This is a genomic window from Streptomyces sp. NPDC058985 (assembly GCF_042740985.1).
Classification (GTDB): Bacteria; Actinomycetota; Actinomycetes; order Streptomycetales; family Streptomycetaceae; genus Streptomyces.
This window is the reverse complement of sequence record NZ_JBHYJX010000009.1, coordinates 153,178-173,095: the sequence shown is the minus strand read 5'-3', so window position 1 is coordinate 173,095 and position 19,918 is coordinate 153,178. Positions and strand designations below refer to the sequence as shown.

At 71.6% G+C, this 19,918-nt stretch carries 21 protein-coding genes; 14 read left to right on the top strand and 7 right to left on the bottom strand.

The genetic code is table 11. The annotated features are described in order from the left end of the window. The first annotated feature begins 166 nt into the window (after positions 1–166). The 4 genes from ACFW01_RS11400 to ACFW01_RS11385 all read left to right on the top strand — a co-directional run bounded on the left by ACFW01_RS11400 (position 167) and on the right by ACFW01_RS11385 (position 4,361). Positions 167–1,573: a family 2B encapsulin nanocompartment shell protein gene (locus ACFW01_RS11400; protein WP_384503109.1), complete on the top strand. Its 1,407-nt coding sequence runs from the start codon at positions 167–169 to the stop codon at positions 1,571–1,573. An 87-nt stretch (positions 1,574–1,660) separates the two neighbouring features. Next, a complete protein-coding gene (locus tag ACFW01_RS11395; RefSeq protein WP_384503107.1) occupies positions 1,661–2,821 on the top strand; it encodes a family 2 encapsulin nanocompartment cargo protein polyprenyl transferase in 1,161 nt (386 codons plus the stop codon). Between the two features lie 258 nt (positions 2,822–3,079). Further along, positions 3,080–3,700, top strand: coding sequence for a GNAT family N-acetyltransferase (locus tag ACFW01_RS11390; RefSeq protein WP_384503105.1), 621 nt, complete (start codon positions 3,080–3,082; stop codon positions 3,698–3,700). Positions 3,701–3,776: 76 nt separating this feature from the next. Continuing rightward, positions 3,777–4,361 (top strand): dihydrofolate reductase family protein, encoded by a 585-nt coding sequence (locus tag ACFW01_RS11385; protein WP_234954744.1) that lies wholly within the window; start codon positions 3,777–3,779, stop codon positions 4,359–4,361. A gap of 128 nt (positions 4,362–4,489) precedes the next feature. Here the strand turns inward: ACFW01_RS11385 and sodN are convergent, their stop codons facing one another. Beyond that, positions 4,490–4,885: a superoxide dismutase, Ni gene (gene sodN / locus ACFW01_RS11380; RefSeq protein WP_055417908.1), complete on the bottom strand. Its 396-nt coding sequence runs from the start codon at positions 4,883–4,885 to the stop codon at positions 4,490–4,492. 145 nt (positions 4,886–5,030) lie between these two features. Between sodN and sodX the strand changes: the two genes are divergently transcribed. Further along, positions 5,031–5,468, top strand: coding sequence for a nickel-type superoxide dismutase maturation protease (gene sodX / locus ACFW01_RS11375; RefSeq protein ID WP_234954743.1), 438 nt, complete (start codon positions 5,031–5,033; stop codon positions 5,466–5,468). On the opposite strand, the gene ACFW01_RS11370 is transcribed toward sodX, so the two are convergent. Next, positions 5,372–6,001, bottom strand: a complete 630-nt coding sequence (locus tag ACFW01_RS11370; protein ID WP_234954742.1) for an ABATE domain-containing protein — start codon at positions 5,999–6,001, stop codon at positions 5,372–5,374. The two genes, sodX and ACFW01_RS11370, sit on opposite strands and share 97 nt — an antisense overlap. 99 nt (positions 6,002–6,100) lie before the next feature. On the opposite strand from ACFW01_RS11370, the gene ACFW01_RS11365 reads away from it, so the two are divergent. Further along, positions 6,101–6,889, top strand: coding sequence for a class I SAM-dependent methyltransferase (locus ACFW01_RS11365; RefSeq protein WP_234954741.1), 789 nt, complete (start codon positions 6,101–6,103; stop codon positions 6,887–6,889). Between the two features lie 67 nt (positions 6,890–6,956). On the opposite strand, the gene ACFW01_RS11360 is transcribed toward ACFW01_RS11365, so the two are convergent. From ACFW01_RS11360 to ACFW01_RS11350, 3 genes are read right to left on the bottom strand one after another with little or no spacing between them, the layout of a single operon-like run. Then, positions 6,957–7,718, bottom strand: a complete 762-nt coding sequence (locus ACFW01_RS11360; RefSeq protein ID WP_384503102.1) for an amino acid ABC transporter ATP-binding protein — start codon at positions 7,716–7,718, stop codon at positions 6,957–6,959. Continuing rightward, positions 7,715–8,665 carry an amino acid ABC transporter permease gene (locus ACFW01_RS11355; RefSeq protein ID WP_234954740.1) on the bottom strand — a complete coding sequence of 317 codons (951 nt, stop codon included), beginning with the start codon at positions 8,663–8,665 and terminating at the stop codon, positions 7,715–7,717. Before ACFW01_RS11355 ends, ACFW01_RS11360 begins: the two co-directional genes overlap by 4 nt. A gap of 30 nt (positions 8,666–8,695) precedes the next feature. Next, positions 8,696–9,655 carry an ABC transporter substrate-binding protein gene (locus tag ACFW01_RS11350; RefSeq protein WP_234954739.1) on the bottom strand — a complete coding sequence of 320 codons (960 nt, stop codon included), beginning with the start codon at positions 9,653–9,655 and terminating at the stop codon, positions 8,696–8,698. A 639-nt stretch (positions 9,656–10,294) separates the two neighbouring features. On the opposite strand from ACFW01_RS11350, the gene ACFW01_RS11345 reads away from it, so the two are divergent. The 4 genes from ACFW01_RS11345 (at position 10,295) to ACFW01_RS11330 (ending at position 13,509) form a co-directional block, all read left to right on the top strand. After that, positions 10,295–11,524: an NADP-dependent malic enzyme gene (locus ACFW01_RS11345; RefSeq protein ID WP_234954738.1), complete on the top strand. Its 1,230-nt coding sequence runs from the start codon at positions 10,295–10,297 to the stop codon at positions 11,522–11,524. Positions 11,525–11,694: 170 nt separating this feature from the next. Beyond that, on the top strand, positions 11,695–12,660 hold the full coding sequence (locus ACFW01_RS11340; protein WP_234954737.1) for a zinc-binding dehydrogenase: 966 nt from the start codon (positions 11,695–11,697) through the stop codon (positions 12,658–12,660). A gap of 64 nt (positions 12,661–12,724) precedes the next feature. Further along, positions 12,725–12,934, top strand: a complete 210-nt coding sequence (locus ACFW01_RS11335; RefSeq protein ID WP_161331678.1) for a helix-turn-helix domain-containing protein — start codon at positions 12,725–12,727, stop codon at positions 12,932–12,934. Beyond that, complete coding sequence (locus tag ACFW01_RS11330) at positions 12,934–13,509, top strand: Clp protease N-terminal domain-containing protein (protein WP_234954736.1); 576 nt, start codon at positions 12,934–12,936, stop codon at positions 13,507–13,509. The genes ACFW01_RS11335 and ACFW01_RS11330 overlap by 1 nt, the downstream gene beginning before the upstream one ends. 112 nt (positions 13,510–13,621) lie before the next feature. On the opposite strand, the gene ACFW01_RS11325 is transcribed toward ACFW01_RS11330, so the two are convergent. Beyond that, positions 13,622–14,677 carry a PadR family transcriptional regulator gene (locus ACFW01_RS11325; protein WP_234954734.1) on the bottom strand — a complete coding sequence of 352 codons (1,056 nt, stop codon included), beginning with the start codon at positions 14,675–14,677 and terminating at the stop codon, positions 13,622–13,624. A gap of 1 nt (position 14,678) precedes the next feature. After that, positions 14,679–15,629, bottom strand: coding sequence for a DUF4097 family beta strand repeat-containing protein (locus ACFW01_RS11320; RefSeq protein WP_234955396.1), 951 nt, complete (start codon positions 15,627–15,629; stop codon positions 14,679–14,681). Between the two features lie 244 nt (positions 15,630–15,873). On the opposite strand from ACFW01_RS11320, the gene ACFW01_RS11315 reads away from it, so the two are divergent. The 4 genes from ACFW01_RS11315 to ACFW01_RS11300 all read left to right on the top strand — a co-directional run bounded on the left by ACFW01_RS11315 (position 15,874) and on the right by ACFW01_RS11300 (position 19,916). Then, positions 15,874–16,059 carry a DUF6104 family protein gene (locus ACFW01_RS11315; protein WP_030190019.1) on the top strand — a complete coding sequence of 62 codons (186 nt, stop codon included), beginning with the start codon at positions 15,874–15,876 and terminating at the stop codon, positions 16,057–16,059. Between the two features lie 140 nt (positions 16,060–16,199). Beyond that, positions 16,200–16,607, top strand: a complete 408-nt coding sequence (locus ACFW01_RS11310; RefSeq protein WP_234954732.1) for a CU044_2847 family protein — start codon at positions 16,200–16,202, stop codon at positions 16,605–16,607. Beyond that, entirely contained in the window at positions 16,604–18,709 is a 2,106-nt protein-coding gene (locus tag ACFW01_RS11305; RefSeq protein ID WP_234954730.1) for a trypsin-like peptidase domain-containing protein, read from the top strand. Before ACFW01_RS11310 ends, ACFW01_RS11305 begins: the two co-directional genes overlap by 4 nt. A 151-nt stretch (positions 18,710–18,860) precedes the next feature. Further along, positions 18,861–19,916, top strand: coding sequence for an AAA family ATPase (locus ACFW01_RS11300; RefSeq protein WP_384503169.1), 1,056 nt, complete (start codon positions 18,861–18,863; stop codon positions 19,914–19,916). The last annotated feature ends 2 nt before the right edge of the window (positions 19,917–19,918 follow it).

Sequence of the window (19,918 nt, the reverse complement as noted above, 5' to 3'; positions counted from 1 at the left end):
GAACAAGACTCCGAGACGGCGAACAAGCCCCCATGTCTGCCCCGGCTTCCGGTGATCCATTCCCGCTCTTTCGTGTAATAGCACTGGCACGCTCCGTGAGGAAGGCTGGTCCACGCACATCGATGCCGGGCGCAGCCGTCCGGTACGACCGGGAGGGCAATTCCTTATGTCGGTAGGCGAAGAGGTCCGCACCGAGCAGACCAGGCCGCAGCAGAGCCTCGGCACGGCGGCCGCGCGGAACCTGGCCACCACGACCAAGTCCGTTCCTCAGATGCAGGAGATCAGCTCACGCTGGCTGCTGCGCTCGCTTCCCTGGGTGGACATCCAGGGCGGCACGTACCGGGTGAACCGGCGTCTGACCTTCGCCGTCGGCGACGGCCGCGTGACGTTCGTGAAGACCGGCGACCGCGTCGAGGTCGTCCCCGCGGAGCTGGGCGAGCTGCCGGCGCTGCGGTCGTACGAGGACGACGAGGTCCTGTCGGAGCTCGCGCAGCGTTGCGAGCAGCGGGAGTTCGGCCCCGGCGAGGTCATCGCCTCGTTCGGCGGCCGGGCCGACGAGGTGTACCTGCTGGCGCACGGCAAGGTGGAGAAGATCGGCACCGGTCCCTACGGTGACGACGCGGTGCTCGGTGTCCTCGCCGACGGCGCCTACTTCGGCGACCAGGCGCTGCTCGACGGGGACGCCATCTGGGAGTACACGGCCCGCACGGTCACCGCTTGCACCGTGCTCGTGCTGCCCCGCCAGGAGGTGGACCAGGTCGCGGAGCGCGCGGAGTCCCTGAGCGCGCACCTGGAGGAGCAGCGCTCGCTCCCGGAGCAGAACACCAACAAGCACGGCGAGAAGGCGATCGACCTCTCCGCCGGTCACAGCGGCGAGCCGGACATCCCGCACACCTTCGTCGACTACGACGCCCGGCCCCGTGAGTACGAACTGAGCGTCGCCCAGACCGTGCTGCGCATCCACTCGCGCGTGGCCGACCTGTACAACCAGCCGATGAACCAGACCGAGCAGCAGATCCGGCTGACGGTCGAGGCGCTGAAGGAGCGCCAGGAGCACGAGCTGGTCAACAACCGCGAGTTCGGCCTGCTGCACAACTGCGAGTACGACCAGCGGATCCAGCCGCACGACGGCGTGCCGGGACCGGACGACCTGGACGAGCTGCTGAGCCGCCGCAGGGGCACCAAGCTGCTGCTCGCCCACCCGCGTGCCATCGCCGCGATCGGCCGGGAGCTCAACCGGCGCGGACTGGTCCCCGAGACGATCGACGTCGCCGGCCACCGCATTCCGACCTGGCGCGGAGTGCCGATCTACCCGTGCAACAAGATCCCGGTCACCGAGGCCCGTACGACCTCGATCATCGCGATGCGTACCGGCGAGCAGGAGCAGGGCGTCATCGGGCTGCGGGCCACCGGCATCCCCGACGAGATCGAGCCGAGTGTGTCGGTGCGCTTCATGGGCATCAATGAGCAGGCCATCATCAAGTACCTGGTCACGGCCTACCACTCGGCCGCGGTCCTGGTGCCGGACGCGCTGGGCGTCCTGGAGAACGTCGAGATCGGCCGCTGGCAGTGATGCCGGTCCGCCCGACGCCGTGTCCCCGCCCTCCCGGGCGGGTACACCCCCGGGGTACGGGAGCGGGCCCATGGGGGAGGTGAGTCCATGACGGAGACCGGGTGCGGCGCCACCGCGACCCGCGGTCCCACCGGAGCGCCGGAGAGGCACAGGCCCATCGGTACCCAGCGTGCGGACGAGCCGGGCACCCCGGCCGGCGGAGCCGGGCCGCAGGTGTCCGAGGGGCAGGAGGCGGCGGTGCTCCTGAGCGAGTCCCGGGCGTCGGTCGACCCCGAACTCCGGGCCGCCATCGCCGCACTGCCCCCGATGATGCGCCGCGTCGCGCTCTACCACTTCGGCTGGCAGCACGCGGACGGCACGCCCGCCGAGGGCAACGCGGGCAAGGCGATCCGTCCCGCACTCGTCCTCACGGCGGCCGCCGCGCTCGGCGGGCCCACGGCCCGTACGGCGGCGGTGCGGGCCGCCGCCGCGGTGGAGCTGATCCACAACTTCACACTGCTGCACGACGACGTGATGGACCGGGACACCACCCGGCGTCACCGGCCCACCGCCTGGACCGTGTTCGGCGACGCCGACGCGATCGTCACGGGCGACGCCGTTCAGGCACTCGGCCTGCGGCTGCTCGCCGCGGACCCGCATCCGGCGTCCGCGGCGGCGGCCATCAGACTGGCCGACTGCGTCATGGAACTGTGCGAGGGCCAGCACACGGACACGGCGATGGAGCGGCGCGCGCCCCACGAGGTCACCCTCGACGAGACGCTCGCCATGGCGGAGGCCAAGACGGGCGCCCTGCTGGGATGCGCCTGCGCGCTCGGCGGGCTGTACGCCGGTGCCGCCGACGAGGACGTCGAGGCGCTGGACGCCTTCGGCCGGCAGGCCGGGCTGGCCTTTCAGCTCATCGACGACGTCATCGGCATATGGGGCGACCCGCGCCACACCGGCAAGCCGGCCGGCGCGGACCTGGCCGTCCGCAAGAAGTCGCTGCCGGTGGTCGCCGCCCTCACCTCCGGAACCCCGGCCGCCGCCGAACTCGCCGCGCTGTACGCGGCACCGTACGACGAGGACAAGGAGGACCTGGAGCGCACCGCCCTGGCCGTGGAGCGGGCCGGCGGCCGGGACTGGGCGCAGGCCCAGGCGGCCGACCGGATGGCACGGGCGATGCAGGAACTGGCCCGTGCCGTGCCGGAGCCGGAGTCGGCGGGCGGACTGCTCGCGCTGGCCGAGTTCGTGACCCGGCGCACCACCTAACGGCCGTCCGACCGCCGCCCGCCGCACCATCCGGCCCGCCCGGGCCGGCCGCAAGACCCCGGAGCCCGTGCAGGGCCGTACGGCACCTGACCCGACGTACGGCCGCACCGCCGACGGCTCCGGTCCGGCGGGTCCCGCACTTCCCCACGGTGTGCGGGGCCCGCCCCCTTCACCTGCCCGGCCGACGTGTGAGGCCTCCCGGATAGGCTCAACCTCCGTACACACGAACGATGTTGAGCCGAAGGGGCGGGACGGGCCATGGGCGTGGTGATCCGGACGGCGGGGGAGGACGACCGGGAGCGGGTCGTCCGGCTCCTGGACGAGGCCTTCCAGAACGACCCGGTCAGCAGCTGGGTCTTTCCCGGCGCGGAGTACCGCCGGCTGACCCATCACCGGCTCATGGCGGCCTTCACCGACGCCGTGCTGGCCGACGGGCACATCGATCTCACCGAGGACGGCGCGGCCTGCGCGCTGTGGCTGCCCGTACCCGCGCACGAACCGGCCGGGGACGAACAGGCCGCCGAGGGGCCCGTCGAGGACGTCCCCGCCCTGGTGCGCGAGGCCGTCGACCCGGACAACGAGCGCGTCGAACTGATAGCCCGGCTCACCGAGGGCATCCACCCCACCGGCCGGGCCCACGAGTACCTGTGGATGATCGGCGTGGCCCCCGGGCGGCAGGGCGAGGGTCTGGGTACCGCGCTGATGGAGTCGGTGCTCGACCGCTGCGACGGCGAGGGGACGCCCGCCTACCTGGAGGCGAGCAGCGCCCGCGGCCGGGTGCTGTACGAGCGCCTGGGCTTCGAGTTCACCGGTCAGGCCCTCCAGCTGCCCGACGGTCCCGTGATGTGGCCGATGTGGCGTGAGCCGCGGAGCGGATAATCAGAAGACCAGACAACTACACACGGAGTACTGTGAGCGTAGTGGTCAAGGGGTGGCCAGGAAGAAGGAGACCGGTTTGCGCAAGCTCACGTACTTCATCGCCTGTTCGATCGACGGCTTCATCGGCGGCCCGGACGGCGACGCGTCGTTCATGTACCCGTTCGTGGACGAGGAGTTCTTCGCCTTCCTGAAGGCGGAGTACCCGGAGACGGTGTCGAGCTTCGGCCGGCAGCAGCGCGGTATCGACGACCTGCCGAACAAGCGGTTCGACACGGTGGTCCAGGGCCGGGGCAGCTACGACCTGGCGCTGAAGGAGGGCGTCACCAGCCCATACGGACACATGCGCGAGATCGTCGCGTCGCGCACCCTCACGGAGTCGCCCGACCCCAACGTCGAGATCGTCTCGACGGACCTGGTCGGCAGGGTCCGTGAACTGAAGGCGGAGGAGAGCGACTTCGACATCTACCTGTGCGGCGGGGCGGCCGTCGCCGGGGAGCTGGTCGACGAGGTCGACGAGCTGGTGATCAAGACGTACCCGGTGGTGCTGGGCACCGGCATGCCGATGTTCGCCTCGGGCTTCGAGGTCTCCGAATTCGTGGCGGGCTCGGTGCGCACCTTCGGCAACGGTGTCGTGGTGCGCACCTACGACCGCAGGCGCTGAGCCGTCCGTGCACCGGAGGCGAGAGGGGTGCGGACACGCGGAGGGGCCCGGCCGGGTTGCGGCCGGGCCCCTCCGGTCAGTCCTGCGGCCCGCGATGGTGCACCGATCGCCGGCCCGGGATGCAGGGGTCAGGCCTTCTTGGTCTCCCAGAAGATCTTGTCGACCTGGGCGATGTAGTCCAGGGCCTTCTGGCCGGTCGCCGGGTCGGTCGAGCCCTTGGCGGCCGAGAGGGCCTTCAGGGTGTCGTTGACCAGCTGGTGCAGCTCCGGGTACTTCTCGAAGTGCGGGGGCTTGAAGTAGTCGCTCCACAGCACGGACACGTGGTGCTTCGCGAGTTCGGCGCGCTGCTCCTTGATGACCGTGGCGCGGGCCTGGAAGTGCGGGTCGTCGTTACCGGCCATCTTCTCCTGGACGGCCTTCACCGACTCCGCCTCGATGCGGGCCTGGGCCGGGTCGTACACGCCGCAGGGCAGGTCGCAGTGGGCGCTGACCGTGACCTTGGGGGCAAACAGGCGGGAAAGCATGAAGCGTTCCTTCCTCGTGATCGTCTTCTCAGGGGGGACATTACTCCCTGGGTGGCCCGATTTCGCGAGTGCCCCCGTGGGCTTGGGACAAAAGTCCGGGGGTGAGACTGAGACTGATGGAGGAAAGACCGGGAGGTGCCGGGTGATGCCGGAGCGGCCGTCGCAGGAGACCGAGCGCGCGAGAGGCGCGCTGCCCTTCGGGCCGGCCGAGGTGACCGGGCCGTCGATGGTGCCCACGCTGCACCACGGTGACGTGCTGCTCGTGCACTGGGGGGCGCGGGTCCGGCCGGGTGACGTGGTCGTGCTGCGGCATCCCTTCCAGCAGGACCTGCTGGTGGTCAAGCGGGCCGTCGAGCGGCGCGGGACCGGCTGGTGGGTGCTCGGGGACAACGCCTTCGCCGGCGGCGACAGCACCGACTACGGGGTCGTCCCCGAGGACCTGGTGCTCGGCAGGGTGCGCCTGCGGTACCGGCCGCCGCGGGCGGGTCAGCGCTCCCCGTTCGCCGTGGCCCGCTGGGCGCTGTCCGCGCTCAGGCCGGTGCCGGCCGCCCGGTCCGCCTCCAGACGCTTGCGGGCGCGGTAGGCCGCCACGTTGGCGCGGGTGGCGCAGCGGTCGGAGCAGTAGCGACGGGAGCGGTTGGTGGAGGTGTCCAGGTAGGCGTTGCGGCAGGGGACCGCCTCGCACAGGCCCAGGCGGTCCACTCCATACTCGGTGAGGTGGAAGGCGAGGCCCATCGCCGCGATGGCGGCGAAACCGGCGGTGGCGTTGGACGGGTGGTCCGCCAGGTGCATGTGCCACAGCGGGCGGCCGTCGTCGTCGCGGTGGTCGTGGCCGGAGATCTGCGGGCTCACCGGGAACTCCAGGAGCAGGGAGTTCAGCAGGTCCACGGCGAGGGTCTCGTCGCCGCCGTCGGCCGCCTCGAACACCGCCCGCAGCCGTCCCCGGACCGAGCGGAAGCGGGTCACGTCCGAGTCGGCCGCCCGCCGGGCCGCCGACTGGTTGGCGCCGAACAGTTCGCGGACGGCCTCGACCGAGGTCAGGGAATCCTGTCCTCGGGACGGTTCCTCGGTGTTGACGAGACGTACGGCGTAATCCGAGTAATAGGCCAGTTCCACTTGTAGTCCTTACGAAGGGGCTCTATGGTCGTGCCTGCGGTCGGGTAACAGCTGATCGTGCTTCCAGGGTATTACGTCACGCATGCACGGAGGGGCCCGATGACGGACGCCGACACCACGAACACCACCGACGCCACCACGGCCGGCGCCGACTGGCGGGCCTGGCAGGAGAGCTGGGACCGGCAGCAGGAGTGGTACATGCCGGACCGGGAGGACCGCTTCCGGATCATGCTCGACATGGTCGAGGCGCTCGTCGGCACCGCACCGCGTGTGCTGGACCTCGCCTGCGGCACCGGCACCATCACCGCCCGGCTGCTCGCCCGCTTCCCCGGGGCCACCAGCACCGGCGTGGACCTCGACCCCGCGCTGCTCGCGATCGCCGAGGGCACCTTCGCCGGCGACGACCGGGTCTCCCTCGTCACCGCCGACCTCAAGGACCCCGACTGGCCGGCGAAGCTGCCGCACGACTCGTACGACGCCGTCCTGACCGCCACGGCCCTGCACTGGTTCCACGCCGGCCCCCTCGCGGATCTCTACGGCCGGGTCGCGGGCCTGGTCCGCGACGGTGGTGTCTTCATGAACGCGGACCACATGATCGACGACACGACGCCCCGGATCAACGCGGCCGAGCGTGCGCAGCGGCACGCGCAGATGGACGCGGCCAAGAGCGGGGGCGCGCTCGACTGGGCCGAGTGGTGGCAGCTCGCCGCCAAGGACCCGGTCCTCGCCGAACCGACCGCCCGCCGCTTCGAGATCTACGGTGAGCACGCCGACGGCGAGATGCCCTCGGCGGCCTGGCACGCGCGCGTCCTGCGCGAGAAGGGCTTCGGCGAGGCGCGGCCGGTGTGGTGCTCGCCGTCGGACACGCTGCTGCTCGCGGTGAAGTGAGACCGTGACACGGCGGAGGGGCGGTACGGATCTTCCGTACCGCCCCTCCGCGCGCGACCGCCCGTCCTCAGAGGACCTTGGACAGGAACGCCTTCGTCCGCTCGTGCTGCGGATCGGTCAGGACGTCGCGCGGGTTGCCCGACTCGACGACCACGCCGTCGTCCATGAAGACCAGGCTGTCGCCCACCTCGCGGGCGAAGCCCATCTCGTGGGTGACGACGACCATCGTCATGCCGGACTCGGCGAGGTCGCGCATGACGTCGAGGACGTCACCGACCAGCTCCGGGTCCAGGGCCGAGGTCGGCTCGTCGAACAGCATCAGCTTCGGGTCCATCGCCAGCGCCCGCGCGATCGCGACCCGCTGCTGCTGGCCGCCGGAGAGCTGCGAGGGGTAGTTGCGGGCCCGGTCGGCCAGGCCCACCCGCTCCAGCAGGGCGCCCGCGCGCTCCCGCGCCTGCGCCTTGCTCACGCCCTTGACCTGGATCGGCGCCTCCATGACGTTCTCCAGCGCCGTCATGTGCGGGAACAGGTTGAAGCGCTGGAAGACCATGCCGATGTCCCGGCGCTTGACCGCGACCTCGCTGTCCTTCAGCTCGTAGAGCTTGTCGCCCTTCTGGCGGTAGCCGACCAGCTCGCCGTCGACGTAGAGCCGTCCGGCGTTGATCTTCTCCAGGTGGTTGATGCACCGCAGGAAGGTGGACTTGCCGGAGCCGGAGGGGCCGATCAGGCAGAACACCTCACCCGTCTTCACCTCCAGGTCGATGCCCTTGAGGACCTCGATGGCGCCGAAGGACTTGTGGACGCCCTCGGCCTTGACCATGGCGGTCATGCGGCACCTCCCGTCGTGCTGGAGCGGTTCGACAGGGAGAGCAGGTTCGCCCTGATCTTCTGCATCGGCGTCGGCGGCAGGCTGCGGCTGGAGCCGCGGGCGTAGTGCCGCTCCAAGTAGTACTGGCCGACGCTGAAGATGGAGGTCAGCAGCAGGTACCAGGCCGCCGCAAGGAACAGCATCTCGGCGGGTGCGCCCGAGGTCTGGCCGATGTCCTGGGCCACTCTGAACAACTCGGAGTACTGGACGACCGACACCAGGGAGGTCGTCTTCAGCATGTTGATGACCTCGTTGCCCGTCGGCGGCACGATCACGCGCATCGCCTGCGGGACCACGATCCGGCGCAGCGTCTTGGTGTGGCTCATGCCGAGCGCGTGGGCCGCCTCGGTCTGGCCCTCGTCGACCGCCAGCAGGCCGGCGCGGCAGATCTCCGCCATGTACGCGGCCTCGTTGAGGCCGAGGCCGAGCAGCGCCGTCAGGAACGGCGTCATGAAGTCGGACCACTCGTCGCGGTAGAACGGGCCGAGGTTGATGTACTCGAAGACCAGGCCCAGGTTGAACCAGACGACGAGCTGCACCAGGACCGGGGTGCCGCGGAAGAACCAGATGTAGAACCACGCGATGGACGAGGTCACCGGGTTCTTCGACAGCCGCATCACCGCGAGCATGATGCCGCCGACGATGCCGATGAGCATGGCCAGGACGGTGATCAGCAGCGTCTTGCCCATACCGGACAGGATCCGGTCGTCGAAGAAGTAGTCCGGGATCGCAGCCCAGTTGATCTTGCCCTGGGAGAACGCGTACACGACCGCGGCCAGCAGCGCGATCGCGACGACCGCGGTGACGTAGCGGCCGTAGTGCCGGACCGGGATGGCCCTGATGGCCTCCGGGCCGGCCGGCGGGGTGTCCGCCGGGCCGGAGCCCGTCTTGTCGATGTCAACAGTCACGGATGTTGCCTTTCAGTGCCCGCCGCGCGGTCACTTGCCGCCGTTGATGGTGGCCTCCGTGAGGGCACCTTCCGCCACGCCCCACTTGTCCATGATCTTCTTGTACTCGCCGTTGGCGATCACCGCGTCCAGCGCCGCCTTCAGGGCGTCGCGCAGCTGCGTGTTCTCCTTGGCGACCGCGATGCCGTACGGCGCGGCCTCGACCTGCTCGCCGACCAGCTCGAAGTCCTTGCCGCCGCCGGAGGTCTTCACCGCGTACGCCGCCACCGGGAAGTCGGAGGAGCCGGCGTCGGCGCCGCCCGCGCGCAGGCGGGTCTGGGCCTGCTGGTCGTTGTCGAAGGCCTCCATGGAGATCTTCTTGCCGGCCGGGCACTTCTCGTTCTCGGCCTTGGCCAGGTCCTCGGAGACCGTGCCGCGCTGGAGCACGAGCTTCTTGCCGCACAGGTCGGACCAGGTCTTGATGCCCTGGTCGTCGCCCTTCTTGGTGTAGATGGAGACACCGGCGGTGAAGTAGTCGACGAAGTCGACGCCCTGGCCGACCTTCTTGCCGGTGTCCGAGTCGATGCCCTCCTGGCGGTCCTTGGTGTCGGTCATCGCGGACATGGCGATGTCGTACCGCTTGGAGCGCAGACCCGTGATCAGGGTGTCGAAGGTGCCGTTCTCGAACTCGAACTTCACGCCGAGCTGCTTGCCCAGGGCGTCCGCGAGGTCGGGGTCGATACCGACCGTCTTGCCGGAGTCGTCCTTGAACTCGACGGGCGCGTAGGCGATGTCGGAGCCGACCTTGACGGTGCCCTTGTCGCGGATCGACTGCGGCAGCTTGTCGGCCAGCGGAGCACCGTTCGAGGACTGGTTGTCGCTGCCGGAGTCGCTGTTCTCGGTCTGGTCGCCGCATCCGGTGAGCAGCAGCGCGCCTGCGACCGCGATCGCACCGACCGCTGCTAGCCGGGAGTGCGCGGCGGTCGTACGACGGGTGGAGCTTGCGGTCATGGGGTTCCTCCGGCGGATGGATGGAGTTGCCGATGGGGACGGTGGTGTTCCGATGGAGCGGGACGCCTGCCGGGGGACCGGCGGGCGCCGTGGGTCGACGTGAGCACACACCTTCGAGTGCCGCGACCTCGTGTGATTACGGCATCTTGCCATTCGGACTCGGCCATTCAGGGGGGCCGTCATGTCAAAATCGGATAACGGGTCACCCCCCGAACCGCATCAGGTCGGTACATCACGACCGAACCTTTACGGGAATCTGCCCCTCCGGCCGGAAGATCTGCGGAATTTCTCGTTATCCGGGCATGGATCATCAGCGCGTACGGCCGTTGCAAGTGGCTTCTCCCGCTCTGTCAAGGGGTGCCGTGAGGTTGTCCTGATCCCCGGCTATGAGCCATGTCACCGACATGCGGCGTTCGGGGTCCGACATGTGAGCTTGCTCTTATCCGACTCGTCGCCGGAGGCGTCCGTCGGGTAAGAAGGTTCTTTACACCCCTCATCAGGGGCTCAGGGCGCGTGTGCGGCGCGCCCGTCGCGCGGGGTCCTCGTGGCCCGTACAGCCATCCTCCCGCGCGGTGCCCGCCCATTCCTCACCAGGAGTGGACAACCCTCAAACCATGAACTCTTAAGGGGTAAGACAAAGTGGCAGCGGAGATCGTCAATCCTCGCAGCGACAACGGAGCCGGTGCGGAGCAGGGGGCGGGCGCGGAGCCGCTCGACTCCTTCGACCCCGCGTTCGCGCTGCACCGCGGCGGCAAGATGGCCGTGCAGGCCACCGTGCCGGTCCGTGACAAGGAAGACCTGTCCCTGGCGTACACGCCCGGCGTCGCGAAGGTGTGCAGCGCGATCGCCGAGCAGCCCGACCTCGTCCACGACTACACCTGGAAGTCCTCGGTCGTCGCGGTCGTGACGGACGGCACGGCGGTGCTGGGGCTCGGGGACATCGGGCCCGAGGCCTCCCTCCCGGTGATGGAGGGCAAGGCGATCCTCTTCAAGCAGTTCGGCGGGGTGGACGCGGTCCCGATCGCCCTGGACTGCACGGACGCCGACGACATCGTGGAGACGGTGGTCCGCCTCGCGCCCTCGTTCGGCGGCGTCAATCTGGAGGACATCTCGGCGCCGCGCTGCTTCGAGATCGAGCGCAAGCTCCAGGAGCGCCTGGACATCCCGGTCTTCCACGACGACCAGCACGGCACGGCGGTCGTGACGCTGGCGGCGCTGCGCAACGCGGCGCGGCTGAGCGGGCGGACGCTGGGCGAGCTGCGCGCGGTGATCTCGGGCGCGGGCGCGGCCGGTGTCGCCATCGCCAAGATGCTGGTGGAGGCCGGTATCGGGGATGTCGCGCTGGCGGACCGCAAGGGCATCATCTCGGCGGGCCGGGCGGACCTCACGCCGGTCAAGCAGGAGGTGGCCTCCTTCACCAACAAGGCGGGGCTGTCCGGCTCGCTGGAGGACGCGCTCGCGGGCGCCGACGTCTTCATCGGCGTCTCCGGCGGCACGGTGGCCGAGGACGCGGTGGCCTCGATGGCGAAGGGCGCCTTCGTCTTCGCGATGGCCAACCCGAACCCCGAGGTGCACCCGGAGGTCGCCCACAAGTACGCGGCGGTCGTCGCCACGGGGCGCTCGGACTTCCCGAACCAGATCAACAACGTGCTGGCGTTCCCGGGCATCTTCGCGGGCGCGCTCCAGGTGCGGGCGTCGCGGATCACCGAGGGCATGAAGCTCGCGGCGGCCGAGGCGCTGGCCTCCGTGGTGGGGGACGACCTCGCCGCGGACTACGTCATCCCGTCCCCGTTCGACGAGCGGGTCGCCCCGGCGGTCACGGCGGCGGTGGCGGCCGCGGCCCGTGCGGAGGGTGTGGCGCGCCGGTGACGGTGTGACGCGCGTGTGCGGTGAGCGGCCTCGTCCTCCTCGGGAGGGCGGGGCCGCTCCCGTTTGCAGGAGGCCGCCGCCTGGCCCGGCGGCGGCGCTGGTGGCAAGAGGGTGTGTGTCACAGGGCGTCGTGGTTCCGGTCGGCGGGTGGGGAACCTATCGTCAGGGCCATGTTCGCTGTCTACGCCGCCCGAATCGACCGCGACGAGCCGCTGACCGGCCTGGAGTTGGGGGAGCGTCCGGCTCCCGAGGCCCGGCCCGGCTGGAGTGTCGTCGATGTCAGGGCCGCCTCCCTCAACCATCACGACCTCTGGTCCCTGCGCGGCGTCGGCCTCCCGGAGGACCGGCTGCCGATGATCCTGGGCTGCGACGCCGCCGGTGTCGACGCGGACGGCAACGAGGTCGTCCTGCACTCGGTGATCGGCCAGACCGGCCACGGGGTCGGCCCCCGGGAGCCGCGCTCCATCCTCACCGAGCGCTATCCGGGGACGTTCGCCGAGCAGGTCGCCGTGCCCACCTGGAACATCCTGCCCAAGCCGAAGGAGCTGTCCTTCGCGGAGGCCGCCTGTCTGCCCACCGCCTGGCTGACGGCGTACCGGATGCTGTTCACCAACGCCGGGGTGCGTCCCGGCGACTCCGTGCTGGTGCAGGGCGCCGGCGGCGGGGTGGCCACGGCCGCGATCGTGCTCGGCCGGGCCGCGGGGCTGCGGGTCTTCGCCACCAGCCGGGACGAGGCGAAGCGGAAGCGGGCCCTGGAACTGGGCGCGGTCGAGGCGGTGGAGCCGGGCGCGCGGCTGCCGCAGCGGGTGGACGCCGTCATCGAGACCGTGGGCGCCGCCACCTGGTCGCACTCGGTGAAGTCGCTGCGGCCGGGCGGGACGCTGGTCATCTCCGGCGCCACCAGCGGCGACCGGCCCTCGCACGCGGAGCTGACCCGGATCTTCTTCCTGGAGCTGCGGGTCGTCGGCTCCACGATGGGCACCAAGGACGAACTGGAGGACCTGCTCTCCTTCTGCGCCGCCACCGGCGTACGTCCCGTCATCGACGACGTGCTCCCGCTGGACCGGGCCCGTGAGGGCTTCGAGCGGATGGCCTCCGGGGAGCTGTTCGGCAAGATCGTGCTCAGCGGTTCCTGACTCCGCGGACCCGCGATGTCAACTGGGGTTGACGGCGAGTGGATGTCAACCTAAGTTGACCCGTATGAGCGAAGCAACGGATCTCGCCACGCGTGCGGGTGACCGCGACCCCAGGGTCGGGCTGCGGGCCGTCGCCGCCCTGCGGAGGCTGCTGGAGCAGCTGGAGGCGGTGCAGGTGCGCAGCGCGCGCCACCAGGGCTGGTCGTGGCAGGAGATCGCCACGGAGCTCGGAGTCAGCAGGCAGGCCGTGCACAAGAAGTACGGGAGGCATTGATGTTCGAGCGGTTCACGAAGGATGCCCGGACGGTCGTGCAGGGGGCCGTCGGGCATGCCGAGGCCGCGGATGCGCGGACCGTCGACACCGGACACCTGCTGCTCGCCCTGCTGGACCGGGAGGGCAGCCGGGCCTCCTTCGCGCTGACGGCGCTCGGGGCCGGCGGCGAGCGCCGGGACTCGGTGCGGCGGGCGCTGGCGGAGGCGCGGCGCCGGGCCGGTCTGACACAGGCCGAGACCGATGCCCTCGCCGGACTGGGGATCGACGTCTCGGAGGTCGTCGCCCGGGTGGAGGAGGTGCACGGTGTCGGGGTCATGTCCGGCGAGCGGAAGGGCGGCGGACGGCGCTGGTCCGGGCACCGGGGCTTCGACCGGGGCGCCAAGGAGGTCCTGGAGAAGGCGCTGCGGGTCGCCGTCGCCCGGCGCGACCGGCGCATCGGGGACGAGCACCTCCTCCTCGCGCTGACGATCCGCCCTGGCGTGCCCGCGGAGGTGCTCGCCGACCACGGGGTGACCCACGAGTCGCTGACCCGGGTGCTGGGCGACGGCTCCGGGGAGGGCGCGGGCGCGGCCTGAGCCCGACGCCCCGCGTCCGACGCCCCGCGTCCGACGCCCGCGTCCAACGCCCCGCATCCAACGCCCCGCGTCCGACGCCCGTGGCCGGGCGCCGGGGGCCGTGCCCCTGAGGTCAGGCCTTCGGCGTCCGCAGAATCGCCCCGATGTGCGCCGCCGCCGCCGACAACTGCCGACGGGCGTCACGGAGCTGGTCGGGCGTGACGCCCCGGTCCCGGGCGGCGTCACGGATGTCGTCCCGGAAGCGGTCGAGCAGCCGGTCCAGGTCACGGGCCGGGTCCCCGGTGGAGTCCGCCGCGTCCTCGTGGGCCCAGGCCGGGGCGTAGCCGGCGGGGAAGTCCTCGGGGGTGGCGGAGTACTCGGGCCGGGGGGCGGTGGAGCCCGTGTCGGTGCGGCCGAAGCCCCAGTCCTTGCCGAACTCCTTCCCGAAGTCCTTGCCGAAGTCGCCGACCTCCTTCGCCAGTTCGCTCAGCCCCTCGCGCAGTCCCGTGGGCCAGTCGCCCCGCGAGAAGTGGTCCTGCACCTGCTCCTGGACCCGCTGGGCGATGCGCTGCACCTCCTCCTGCGCCTGGGTCCGGGCCCGCTCCTGGGCCTCCTTGGCCTGACGCCGGGCCCGCTGGGCCTCGTCGCGGGCGCGCCTGCTCTCGTCCTTGGCGCGGCGGGCCTGCTCCTTCCACTCCTGCTTGACCCGGCGCATCTCCTCCTTGGCGGCCCGCCAGGCCTCCTTGTCGTCGACGCCCCCGGCCCCGCCCGCCTCGTCCTGCGTCCCCGGTCCGGCGCCCTGGCGCGCCGCGCTGGCCGCGGCCCGCATCTCCCGGCGCAGGTCTCCCGCCGCGCCGCGCACGTCGGCCCGGATCTCGGCGGCCAGCTCGGCGACCGACTCCCGGATCTCCAGCTCCAGATCGGCCAGCTCGCCGCTGCGCTCGGCCAGCTCGGCCCGGCCGGCGTCCGTGATGGCGTACACCTTGCGTCCGCCCTCGGTGGTGTGGGTGACCAGCCCCTCGGCCTCCAGCTTGGCCAGGCGCGGATACACCGTGCCCGCCGACGGGGCGTAGAGGCCCTGGAAGCGCTCTTCGAGGAGCCGGATCACCTCGTAGCCGTGGCGCGGGGCCTCGTCCAGGAGCTTGAGGAGATAGAGGCGCAGTCGGCCGTGGGCGAAGACGGGGGGCATGTCAGAGCACCTTCTTGTCGGTCGTGCCGTCCGACGGGGCGGCGGTGTCGCCGTGGTCCCGGACGGCAGCGGAATTGTCCCCCGGGTCGCCCGGCGCGTCGTGCGCCGGGCCGGTGTCCCGCGGCTCCCGCTCCCACGGAGTGTCCGCCGCGGCCGGCCGCCGCAGCAGGGCGATCGAGCCGGAGATCGTGGTGGCCTTCAGCCGCCCGTTGCCCGCGCCGAGCCGCCCGGTGATCCGCTTGGCGCCCCACTGGCCGCCCACCCGGAGGTCCTCGAAGGCGCTGGAGACCGCGCCGCTGGCGGTGTTGGCCTCCACCTGGGCGTCGGCGGGCTGGGGCAGCCGGATGGCGATCTCGCCCGAGACGCTGTTCAGGCTGATGTCGGTGGGGCCGCCGGCCGGGTCCAGGTCGACGATCATCGATCCGCTCACCGAATCCGCCCGTACGGAGGAACCCGCCTCCACCACCGTCAGGTCACCGGAGACGGAGTGGAAACGCAGGTCTCCGGTGAGGGCCTGGGCCTCCACGTTCCCCGAGACGGTGTCCGCGCGGACCGGGCCCGCGAGGCTCACCAGGGTGGTGTCTCCGGAGACGCCCTTCACCTCGGCGTGCCCGTCGAGTCCGGAGACGACGGCCGCGGCGCTGACCGCGCCCACCTCCACGCGGGTGCCGGTCGGCACCGCCAGGGAGACCACCGCGCTGCGGCGCCAGCCCTTGCGGTCGAGCCACTTGAGGAAACCCTTCCAGGGCAGGTCCTCGTAGGCCACGGTGAGCGCGCCGTCCTCATGGGTGACGATCAGGGGTGGTCCCTCGATCTCGGAGACCTCCAGGCGGGCGGAACCCTCGTCCGTGCCCACGACGTTCACCGTTCCATCGACGATGCGTACGTGCAGGCGGCTCACGGACTCGTCGAAGGTGAGTTTCCTGGGCTCCGCGACGGACCACTCGGACATGGTGCAGACCTCCTCGACCGAACGCGCCATATCGCGTCCTCCGTCATTCACGATATATCGCGGCTGCGGAAAGTCAAGACACCGGAGTCCGCTGCGGTGAACGCGCCCGCCGGACGCCCGGCACCCGACGCCCGACGGACCGCCGGGCTCCGCTCCCCGGCCGGGGCGCACGGCACCCGCCCGGTGCCCTTTGCATAGTCTTGGGGGCCGATTCGGAACACGGACGCACGCAGGAGAACGCCACATGTACTTCACCGACCGCGGCATCGAGGAACTGGAGAAGCGGCGCGGCGAGGAAGAGGTCACCTTCGAGTGGCTCGCCGAACAGCTGCGTACCTTCGTCGACCTCAATCCGGACTTCGAGGTCCCCGTCGAGCGCCTCGCCACCTGGCTCGCCCGCCTGGACGACGAGGACGAGGACGAGGAGTAGGGCCACTCGGTCTGAACCACTCGGACTGAACCACTCGGCCTGAACCACTGGGCAGGGCCAGGGGTTTAGCCTGCTCCCCCCGGTGGGGTAAGAGACCTCCACAGCAGCGGGGGAGCCGGAAGCGAACGGACGGGGGCGCCGTGGCCGGGGGGATCGAACAGGTACGGCTCGACGACGGGACCGTCGTCTGGGCCAGAGTGAGCGCGCCCGACGACGCGACGACCGGTGACGGCTTCGAGGACACCGGAGTACGGGACCGCGTCATCGACATGGCCGGGGGCCTCGCCGGCACGGTCGGTGGTGTCGTGCGCTCCCTGCGCGCCGGACTGGACACCCAGGAATCCGTCGAGGTCTCCGTCGGCTTCGGCATCGAGCTGTCGGCGCAGGCCGGCAGCGTCGTGGCCGCGATCGCGGGCGGCGGCGGCAACGCCTCGCTGAACGTGTCGTTGACCTGGACCGAACCCGCCCGCCGGGACGGCGCGCCGCGACCCGGACCGGAGGGCGGTGCCGTTCCCGCGCCCGGACCTCCGGTGTCCGGGGCCGTATGAGCGCCCTCGAAGACCTGGTGCGCCCCTCGCTCGCGCGCATCGTCGCACCGGGTGACGGGTATGCACCGGAGCGTGGCGAATACTGGGGATCGGGATTCTTCATAGCGCCGGGCTGGCTGTTGACCTGTGCTCACGTCGTGGGGAAGGGGGGAGCGGAGGTGTGGCGGAGTCGGAGCCCCGTGGGGGTCACCTGGCAGGGCGGCACCACCACGGGCGAGGTGGTGCTCGCCAAACCGCGCCCCGAGCCCGCGCACGCGGGCCGCGCGCGCTGGGACTTCCCGGACATCGCACTCGTCCGGGTGCACGGCGCCGACGACGCCCCGTGCGTCTGGCTGAGCGATCGCGCCCCGACCATCCCCGCCCCGGTCTCGCTGCACGGCTGGTCGCGGCAGACCGGCGCCCTCGGCCTCAGACACGGCGTCGGTGAGGCCAGCGGCCGGGACGGCAAGGCCCTGTTGCTCACCGGCGCCCTGCCGGTCGAGGGCCTGTCCGGCGGACCCGTGGTCGACCTCCGCCACGGCTCCGTCATCGGCATGAACAAGGGCGTCCGGCAGTCGGAGGGGGCCGCCGTCCCCGTCACCGCGCTGCGCGAGCTGCACGACGTGCGCGGGGGCGACATCCTGCACACCGTCATGCGCGAGCACGACCTGCACCACCTCGCCCGCTTCAACCGGCCCGGAGCGGACACCGACTGGACGCGGGTGCAGACCGGGCTGCGCGACCCGGGCACCCCCGGCATCCTCGACCCCGCCCAGCGCCTCCACCTCTACGGCCACCTCGCCCAGTTGCCGCCGCCCAGCGGCCCGGGGGAGATCCTGGACCTCGTGCAGGAGGCCAAGTCCCGCGTGGTGCAGTCGGACTTCCGGTCCCCCTTCCCCGAGGACCCGCGCACCTGGCGGGAGGGCGCGGCCCTGCTGCACGGGCTGCGCGACCTCGGTGACAAGGGAGGCAGGCCCGAACTCGACCTGGACGCCGTACTGCTGTACGCGGCCAAGGTGGCCCGGCACACCGTGCTGGAACACCCGGGCGGCACCGACCCGGAGCGGCTGCGGGACTTCACCCGGTGGATCGGGGAGCAGGCGGTCCTGTACGCCCGGCCGGTCATCCGCGAGGACATCGACCGGCTGCTCGACGACGTGCGCGAGCCGGCCGTCGCCCGGCCCGCCGGTCCTGTCCTCGTGCGCGAGACACCGGCCCGCACCGGAGCCGACGTCCTCGTCGACATCGGGGAACCGGTCTACGGGGAGCGCTACCCGCTGAGCGTGCGACTCCTGTACGACGGCCGGGACGTCACCCCTCTCTACAGCAACGACCTCGGCGTACGGCGCCACGAACTCCAGGAGTACCTGAGGGAGCCGCTCGCCGAAGCGCTGCGGCTGGGCGACCGCGGTGAACACCTGGCGGTGGTCGAGGCGTTCCTGCCCCGCGCCCTGCTCGACGAGCCGATAGACGAGTGGCGGCTCGTCCCCGAGAGGGACGTCGCATCCGGTGAGGGGGGCGAGGACGAGGAGACCGACTTCTTCGACGAGCAGTCCATGCCGCTCGGACTGCGCCGTACCGTGCTGCTCCGCGACCGCCGCCGCAACGCCAAGGCACCCATCCCCGAATGGCGCCGGCGCTGGACGGCCACCGCGCGGGGGCCGCTCTCCGGCATCCCGCTGCGCGGCGAGTCGACGGACAGCGGGCACGAGTCCGGCGGGCGCCGGGAGAGCAGGCTCGGCACCTTCCGCCGGCTGTCGGGCAGCGGCGACGGCTGCGTCCCGGTCTTCTGCGGGCCCGTCGGGAGCGGCGCCGGGCGGGAGGCCATGGACGTCGCCCTCGCCGCCGGACACCCCCTGGTGCTGTGGCGCAGAGACGGCCACGACCACGACGGGTGCCGGGCGTTCCACCGGAACGCCGCCCGCCTGCTGTCCCTCGCGGGCCGGGCCGAGGGCCTGCACGCGCACGTACGCGACCAGCGCATCGGGGCCTCGGACCCCGACATCGCCCTGAGCGAGGGACTCACGGGCAGGATCGCCGTCCTCTTCGACCCCCCGGACCGTCCACCGTACGGGGCGGAGACGATGCGGCCGCCTCCGCTCGCCGGACCCCGGACCGCCTGATGCCGCGTCAGAAGCCGTCGGCTCCCCGGTGTCGGGGCATCAGGGAAGCAGGAGCGTCCGGGAGTCTCGGCGGGCCCGGCGGCCGGACGGTACCGTCGTACTCGAACGGCCCGGACCGCTGCAGGATCACCAGAGCCGGAAGGAGCCCATGGTGAACGACTGGCGGATCTACCGCGGAGTGGGTCAGCCGCACGACGGTGTACGGCGGTTACCGGAGCCGCCCCCCTGGCGCGACTTCACACGGGGACAGGACGGCACGCCGGCCGGGTCGGAGGACCCGGGCGGAGCCCGCCGGCTCGGAGTCCGCCGCCGCCGTGCGGAGAACTACGCGCCCCGCCCCGCCGAGGTCGACGCCGTCAACGCGGCCCTCTACCTGCGCCGCCCGCTCCTCGTCACCGGCAACCCCGGCACCGGGAAGTCCACCCTCGCCTACGCGGTCGCCCACGAGCTGAAACTGGGCCGGGTGCTGCGCTGGCCGATCGTCAGCCGGACGAGCCTGCAGGACGGTCTGTACCGCTACGACGCGATCGGACGGCTCCAGGACGTCCAGTTGGAGCGCGCCCGCGGCGCCGGGGGCAACGGACACGACGGCGGCAACGGAAGCGAAGGGGACGACGGAGCGGACAGGGACCGGGGCATCGGTGCGTACATCCGGCTCGGACCGCTAGGGACCGCGCTGCTGCCCTCCGAACTGCCCCGGGTCCTGCTCATCGACGAACTGGACAAGAGCGACCTCGACCTGCCCAACGACCTCCTGAACACGCTGGAGGAGGGCGAGTTCGCCATCCCGGAACTGGAACGCGTCGCCGACAGGCAGCCCGTGGTCGAGGTGCTCGCGCACGACAGCGGCCGGATCGCGGTGCACGGCGGGCGCATCGCCTGCACCAGCTTCCCGCTGATCGTCCTGACCTCCAACGGCGAGCGTGACTTCCCGGCGCCGCTGCTGAGGCGCTGCGTCCAGCTCGAGCTGGAGCCGCCGGGGGAGGAGCAGCTCACCGCGATGGTGGAAGCGCACCTCGGCGAGGAGGGGGTCGCCGCGGGACAGGACCTGATCGGCAGGTTCCTCGACCGGGAACCGGGCGAGGTGATGGCCGCGGACCAACTCCTCAACGCCCTCTTCCTCACCCAGCACACGCCCCACGCGGAACGGCTCACCCGCGAGCGCATCGCGGACCTGCTCATGCAGCGGCTCGACCGGTCGAGGTGAGT